This is a genomic window from Arthrobacter sp. Bi26 (assembly GCF_918697925.1).
Taxonomy (GTDB): Bacteria; Actinomycetota; Actinomycetes; order Actinomycetales; family Micrococcaceae; genus Arthrobacter.
In genome coordinates this window covers 1-6,885 of record NZ_CAKKMF010000149.1, presented here as the reverse complement: position 1 = coordinate 6,885, position 6,885 = coordinate 1, and the positions used below count along the sequence as shown (strand labels likewise).

Annotated in this window: 6 protein-coding genes; 4 read left to right on the top strand and 2 right to left on the bottom strand. The window is 66.6% G+C overall.

The features are described 5' to 3' along the window. Positions 1-426 precede the first annotated feature (426 nt). Both LQV16_RS22445 and LQV16_RS22440 read right to left on the bottom strand, forming a co-directional pair. Positions 427-1,200, bottom strand: a complete 774-nt coding sequence (locus tag LQV16_RS22445; protein WP_229996058.1) for an IclR family transcriptional regulator — start codon at positions 1,198-1,200, stop codon at positions 427-429. 21 nt (positions 1,201-1,221) lie between these two features. Then, complete coding sequence (locus LQV16_RS22440) at positions 1,222-2,943, bottom strand: FAD-dependent oxidoreductase (RefSeq protein ID WP_229996057.1); 1,722 nt, start codon at positions 2,941-2,943, stop codon at positions 1,222-1,224. Between the two features lie 132 nt (positions 2,944-3,075). Between LQV16_RS22440 and LQV16_RS22435 the strand changes: the two genes are divergently transcribed. The 4 genes from LQV16_RS22435 to LQV16_RS22420 all read left to right on the top strand — a co-directional run bounded on the left by LQV16_RS22435 (position 3,076) and on the right by LQV16_RS22420 (position 6,867). Then, entirely contained in the window at positions 3,076-3,861 is a 786-nt protein-coding gene (locus LQV16_RS22435; protein WP_229996056.1) for an IclR family transcriptional regulator, read from the top strand. Positions 3,862-3,996: 135 nt separating this feature from the next. Then, positions 3,997-4,758, top strand: coding sequence for an SDR family oxidoreductase (locus tag LQV16_RS22430; protein ID WP_229996055.1), 762 nt, complete (start codon positions 3,997-3,999; stop codon positions 4,756-4,758). 95 nt (positions 4,759-4,853) lie between these two features. Beyond that, positions 4,854-6,536 carry an FAD-dependent oxidoreductase gene (locus LQV16_RS22425; RefSeq protein WP_229996054.1) on the top strand — a complete coding sequence of 561 codons (1,683 nt, stop codon included), beginning with the start codon at positions 4,854-4,856 and terminating at the stop codon, positions 6,534-6,536. A 1-nt stretch (position 6,537) separates the two neighbouring features. After that, entirely contained in the window at positions 6,538-6,867 is a 330-nt protein-coding gene (locus tag LQV16_RS22420) for a Dabb family protein (RefSeq protein ID WP_229996053.1), read from the top strand. Positions 6,868-6,885: the final 18 nt, after the last annotated feature.

Below are 6,885 nucleotides of genomic sequence, written 5' to 3'. Positions count from 1 at the left end.
ACGGGGTCGGCGCCGGGCGGATCGGAGCGGTCCGCGCCGGCCCCGATCAGGCCAGCAAGCGCGGCAGCGGACGCGGCGACGGCCTCCACGGCCGCCCTGCTCTCCGCACTCCATGCTGTCCTGCTGTGAGCTGTCCTGCTGTGAGCTGTCCTGCTGTCCATACCCACAGCATCTCAGGACGCACCGACATTTTAGAGGCAGTTGCTTGGGATGCCGCATGACCTCTGATCTGCGGTGACAGCCATGCCCGGGCAGGGATTTTGACCGGCGCTGTGGTCGCCGTGGTGCCTGCAACCGGGTCTACTGCGGGCCTGTTCGTGCAAGCCTGGAACTCGCCCTCCCGTCCATCAAGGCTCAGGCCGGCGCTGCGGGCTGAGGTGCGTGCCCAGCAGAGGCCCGGCAGACCGCCACCCTCAGACGGCGCCCTCAGGCGCGCCGGGGCGCCGGGCTGGAGGCCTTCAGCGCACGGGAGATCCCGTGCGCTGCGGTCAGGAGCGCCGGGACGGTGAGGGGCACGGCGGCTTCCTGCCGCGGAACGATGGCATTCAGCGCGGCGGCGACGGTGTTGTCCGGGCCGAAGACCGGCACTGCGATGCCCGTCCACTCTGTGACGCCGATACCCGGCAGGGCAACGTAGCCGCGCTGCCTGATGTCCGCCAGATGCTTCCGGATGAGTGCCGGGTCAGTAATGGTCTCCGCGGTCACAGCCGCCAGCGGGCGTGAAAGCACCTCGTCCTGAAAGGAGGGCGGCGCGTAGGCGACCAGCACCAGGCCGGAGGAGGCGGCGTGAATCGGCATCCTCTGGGCAATATGGGCGGCGTCCAGGCTGGATTGGGGCGAGGACAGCCGCTCGACGTAGAGCACGGTCCCGTGGTCCAGCACGGCGAGGGTGGTGTGCTGGTGGACGGCCGCTTGGACATCCTCCATGAAGGGCAACGCCAACTCACGAAGATTCAGCGCACGCGATCCCCGTGCGGCCAGCTCCCACATCCGCATCCCCGACCGCAGGTTCCCGTCCGCCAGCCGCTCGATCAGGCCGTGCAGCACCAGATCGTCCACGAGCCGGTGGGCGGTGGTCAGGGGCAGGTCTGCCCGGCGGGCGAGGCCGGTGAGCGTCATGGTCGGAAGGTCGCGGTCGAACGCGCTCATGAGCCGCACGACGCGGCTGATGACCGATTCACCGGTGGGTGAGTTTGCCACGGACGTCTCCGGCCCTTCGCCTTAGCCGGCTTCCACGGTGGCCGCACGCTCCACACCCCGGTTGGCGGCGAGCTTCGCGATGTCTCGGCCCGCGCGGTAACCGAACACCAGGGCCGGGCCGATGTGTGAGCCGTAGCCCGGGTAGCCGCCCCCAAAAACGCTGACGGCTGCCGCACCGACCGCCATCAGGCCGGGAATCGCCGTTCCCTCTTCGGTGGTGACCTCGGAGTGTTCATTGACGCCGATGCCGGCGAAAGTGCCCAGGTCGCCCATCTGGATCGTGGCCGCGTAGTACGGTCCCTTGCCGACTGGGGCCAGGTTGGGGTTCGGCATGTGCTCCATATCCCCGCGGAAGTGGTTGTACAGGGTGGAGCCGCGGCCGAACGCCGGATCCTCGCCGCGTTCCGCTGCCGGATTGAACCCGGCCACGGTCTCCTTCAGACCCGCTGCATCGATGCCGAGCTTGCCGGCCAGCTCCGCAAGGGTGGCGCCCTTGACCAGGTAGCCCGTTTTGTAGAAGTAGCCGCGCGGCATCGGCCAGGGCTTGGCATAGCCTATGCCGTACTTGTGCATGGTCTTGGCATCGCCGATTACATACCCGAACGTCTTGTCCTCGTCCTTGTTGTGCTCAATCATGGTCCCGCCGAAGTCGTGATAGCTCAGGGCTTCGTTCCCGAAGCGCTTGCCGTGACGGTCGACGGCGATCAGCCCCGGCAGTCCGATGGCGCGCAGGTGCGGGAAGAGACGCTCTTTGCCATTGAGGTACTTGAAAACGGTCACCGGCGCCCAGGACCCCACGCTGAACACCGAATCGTCGATGTGGCCGCCGGCACTGATCGCCAGGCTGGCGGCGTCACCGCCGTGGCCCACGGTCGGGGTGAAGTGGTCGTCGGCGTCGTGCGGGAAATACTGCTTCCGCAGTTCCTTGCTGCCGGAGAAACCGCCGGCGGCGAGGATGACGCCCAGGCGTGCCTCCACGGTGGTGGAATGCTCACCGCCGATGACAGCGCCGGTGATGGTTCCGGCGTCGTCCTTGGTCAGGGAGAGGACAGGAGATGAATTCCAGAGGCGCACACCCAGGTCATCGGCACTCTTCACCATGCGGGTCATCAGCGCGTTGCCGTTGGAACGCAGGACCGGCCGCTTGTACCGGGCGGCGTCGGCCCAGGTGCGCAGCAGCTTCTTCGCCACGTAGACGAACGACTTGACCGACTGGTTCACATGGAAGAACTCGTTGATGTCGGGACCCACCTGCGGCATGTAGCCAAAGACGGTGTAGGAACTCATATAGGGCTGCATCAGGAGCCGCTTGTCCCCCAGCACGCGCGCGTCGACATCCTGCGGAAGGATTGCCCGGCCCGAGAGTTTGGCGCCCTGCAGGTCCATCTTGTAGTCCGGTGACTTCTCCGGGTAGGTGAACTTCACCTCGGTCTCGTTCTCGAAAAAGCAGATGGCTTCCGGCGCGGTGTTCAGGAACTCGCTCACCCCGGCCTCGTTGAACGTATCCGGCGCCAGGTTTCGCAAGTAGGTCTCCGCTTCCTCCCGGGTGTCCCCTTGCTCCACGCCCTGCTTGTTGCCGGGAACCCACGCCCAACCGGCGGAGATCGCCGTCGTGCCGCCGAAGTACCGTTCCTTCTCGGCCACGATCACGTTCAGTCCTTGCGAGGCGGCTTTCAACGCTGCGGCCATTCCGGCCACACCGGAGCCGATGACGAGGACATCACAGAGGACGGGTTTACTCATGGTTTTGCTCCGTTCAGTCGGCCGCGCGCTTCGCTGCGGCAGCCGGGGTGGAATGCCAGACCCCCAGTAGAGCCGGTGACGCGGATCACCGCGAGGACGATTACCATTGAGCGGGAATCCTGAGGAGGTTCATTGGCCAACTCCGCATCGGGCGAGTCGATCATCGGCCGCTTTGTAAAGATCGTCAGCGCCTTTGACGACCGCCACCCGTCCATGAGCGTCGCAGAACTGGGCCGGCGTACCGGCCTTCCCGTGACCACCACCTACCGCCTGGTCAATGACTTGCTGCTCGAGCGTCTGCTCGATCGTGAGCCGGGCGGCAATGTGCACATCGGGACCCGGATGTGGGAACTGGTGTCGCGCGGGTCCAAGATGGTGGGCTTGAGGGAGGCCGCCCTGCCGTTCATGGAGGACGTCCAGGCCGTGGTCCAGCATTCGACCACGCTGGGCATCCTGGACTCCGATGAGGTCCTCTACATCGAGCGGATCGGCTCGCATTCCACCATTGTGGACATCACGAAAATCGCCGGCCGCCTCCCACTGCACGCCACATCGTCGGGACTGGTGCTGCTGGCCAATTCGCCGTCCGAGTATCAGGAAACCGTCCTGGCCCGGGCCCTGACGAAGTTCACCGAAACCACACTCACCGACCCTTCCCAGCTCCGCCGCCACCTGGCCGAGATCCGGCAGCGGGGCTACGCCGTGATGCCCGGGGTGATCGTGAAGGAATCCAGCGGCATCGCCGTCCCCGTCTTCGGCCCGGACAATACGGTCGTCGCGGCGCTGAGCGTCGTGGTGCCCCGGAACGAGGAGAATGTCCCCGCCCGGGTTCCGGTTCTGCTGGCTTCCGCACGCGGCATCTCCCGCGCCTTGGGCTGGCGCGGGGAGCTCAAGGGCGCCCTCCGCCAGAGCCACTAAACGGAGCCACTAAGCAAAGCCACCAAAAGGTCGCTTTTCCGTTCATCGGCAATCGTGTGGTTGGCGTCACAGCTCCGCTGTCACTCTGGCTGGGACGCAGCAAAGAGGCTGCTGGAGTTACGAGGAGCAGACCACATGAACCCCACAGCGAACCGCGTGGCCGGAAAGACCGCAATCGTCACCGGCGGCCGCGGCGATCTGGGCAGCGCCACCGCCGCCCTGCTGGCCCAACATGGCGCCAAGGTCGCCAGCCTGGACGTTGCGGGCATTCCGTCCGCCGCCATTCACGAAAACATCAGCCAGTACGACGTCGACGTCACCAGCGAGGACAGCGTCGCCGAGGCGATCCGCCGGGTGACAGACGACCTCGGCGCCCCCGACGTCCTGGTCAACGCCGCCGGCATCATCGGCCCGGCCGGCGCGTCCCACACCGCCACCGTCTCTGACTTCGACACGATCTTCGACGTCAATGTCAAGGGCGTCTGGCTGATGACCAAGTACGTGGTCCCGGGAATGATCAAGAAGGGCGCCGGCAGCATCGTGAACTTCTCCTCCATCCACGGCATCACCGGCGGCAGGAACGTGCCGCTTTACCACGCCACGAAGGGCGCCGTCCGGCTGCTGAGCAAGTCGGATGCGGCGGCCTACGGAAGCCACGGCATCCGAGTGAACTCCATCCATCCCGGGTCTATGAACACCCGGATGAGCCGCCGCTCCGCCGAACAGTCGGAGATCGGCGCGGAACAGTATTACAAGCAGCTCGTCGGCTCCAATCCGCTGCCCCGGCAGGGCGAACCGGACGAAATCGCCTACGGCGTCCTGTACCTGGCCTCGGACGAATCCCGTTTCACTACGGGCTCGGAACTCGTGATCGACGGCGGCTACACCGCCGTCTGACCTCTCCGCCCCTGACCTGCCGCTGTTGCCCCCGTTTCCCCGGGGAGGCTTCCCGGCCACGCAGGAACTTCTTCATTCTTTGAAAGGCAATACCCATGAAATTCGTCAGTGGAACCGCATCGGCCAGTTACGACGTCGTCGTCGTCGGCTCCGGCGCCGGCGCCCTCACCGCGGCTGCCACCGCCGCACGTGCCGGCAAGTCCGTCGTCGTCCTGGAAAAGAGCGTCCTGCTGGGCGGCACCTCTGCCGTCTCCGGCGGCATGCTCTGGGTCGCCGACAACCACCACGCCCGGGAAGCCGGGATCACCGATTCGAAGGAAGCGGCCGCCGAGTATGTCCGCGCCGTGGCGCGGGGCCGTGGGCGGGAGGAGCTCCTGGACGCCGCCCTGAACTACGGCGACCAGATGCTCCGCTTCGTGGAAGAGGAATGCGGCGTCCGCTTCATTTTCCTCAACAATTTCCCGGACTACCGCCAGGACCTGCCCGGCGCCATGGAGGGTGGCCGCACGGTGGAGCCCGAGCTGTTCAACAGCAAGGAAGCCCTCGGCGCGCTCACCTCCCATGTCCGCACCGACGGCCGCGCCCCGTTCACGATGCAGGAATACGAAAACTGGGGAGCGTTCACCAAGTTCCCTTGGGATGATCTCAACCAGCGCCAGGCCGACGGGCTCGTGGCGAAGGGCCAAGCCCTGGTGTCCATGCTCCTTGCGAGCCTGGTCCGCGACGGCGCCGCCCTCGTCACCGGCGCCCGCGGCCACCGGCTGCTCACGGGCGGCGGGCGGGTGACCGGCGTCGAACTCGAATCCGGCGACGTCTTCCGGGCGAACGACGGCGTGGTGCTGGCCACCGGCGGCTTCGAATGGGACAAGGCACTGGCCGATTCGATGCTCGCCTCGCGGCTGTACACGATGTGCTCGCCGCCCTCGAACACCGGCGACGGCCTGCGGATGTCCCAGCGGATCGGCGGCCAGACCCGCGGAACCCGCGAAGCCTGGTGGGCCCCGATGTCCATTACCGGCGACACCCGCGACGGGCAGCCGATCGGCACCCTGCTCCGCTTCGAACGCCAGGGCCCGGGCTCGCTGATGGTCAACCGCCACGGCCGCCGCTTCGCCAACGAATCCCAGAACTACAACGACCTCGCCCGCAGCCTGCAGTCCTGGGATTCCGCCAGGAACCAGACCCTCAACACCCCCGCGCATGTGATCGTGGACCACGCCTACATGGAGCGCTACGGCATCCTGGCCCACCGCGCCGGCCAGCCCACCCCCGCCTACCTGATCGAGGCGCCGACGCTGGAGGAGCTCGCGGCGAAAATCGGCGTTCCTGCCGAAAACCTGGCCGCGACGGTGGCCCGCTTCAACGAGTTCGCCGTCAAGGGCGAGGACCCCGACTTCGGCCGCGGCGAAAGCGCTTACGACAAATACTGGGGCGACGACGAGAACCCCTACCCGAACCCGTCCCTGGGTCCGCTGCGGACCGGGCCGTTCTACGCGATGGAAGTGGTCAACGGCGCGTTCGGCACCAACGGCGGCGTCGCCACTGACGGCCGGGCCCGGGTCCTGGACGTGGACAACCGCCCCATCGAGGGCCTCTATGCCGCGGGCAATACGACCGAAAACGCCTACGCGGCAGGGTACCCGGGCGCCGGCGCGACGCTCGGCCCGATTATGACCATGGGCTACCTCGCCGGCCGCACCATCGCCGGCCAGGACCCCGACTTCGTCTCGGGTGGCCCAACCGCTGTCGAGGCCGCCGCCGAACTGGTAGGAGCCTGAGATGATCCGCCACACCGTCCTCTTCAAGTTCAAACCGGACTTCCCGCCGGCCGACAAGCAGGCATGGATCGCAGGCCTCAACAGGATGACCGGGAATATCCCCGGCATGCTCAGCCTCACCCACGGCCCGGATGTGCTCAGCACCGAGCGCTCCTTCGACTACGCCATCGTGGCGGACTTCGAAAAGGTCGAGGACATCGCGGTGTACAACACCCATCCGCTGCACGAACCGCTCAAGGCATACTCATTCCCCAACAGCCAGCAGATCCTCTCGGTGGACTTCCACCTCGTGGATACCCAGCCGGCGGCCACTGAGACATCGTCGTCTTAAGGAGACCCCCATGCACAC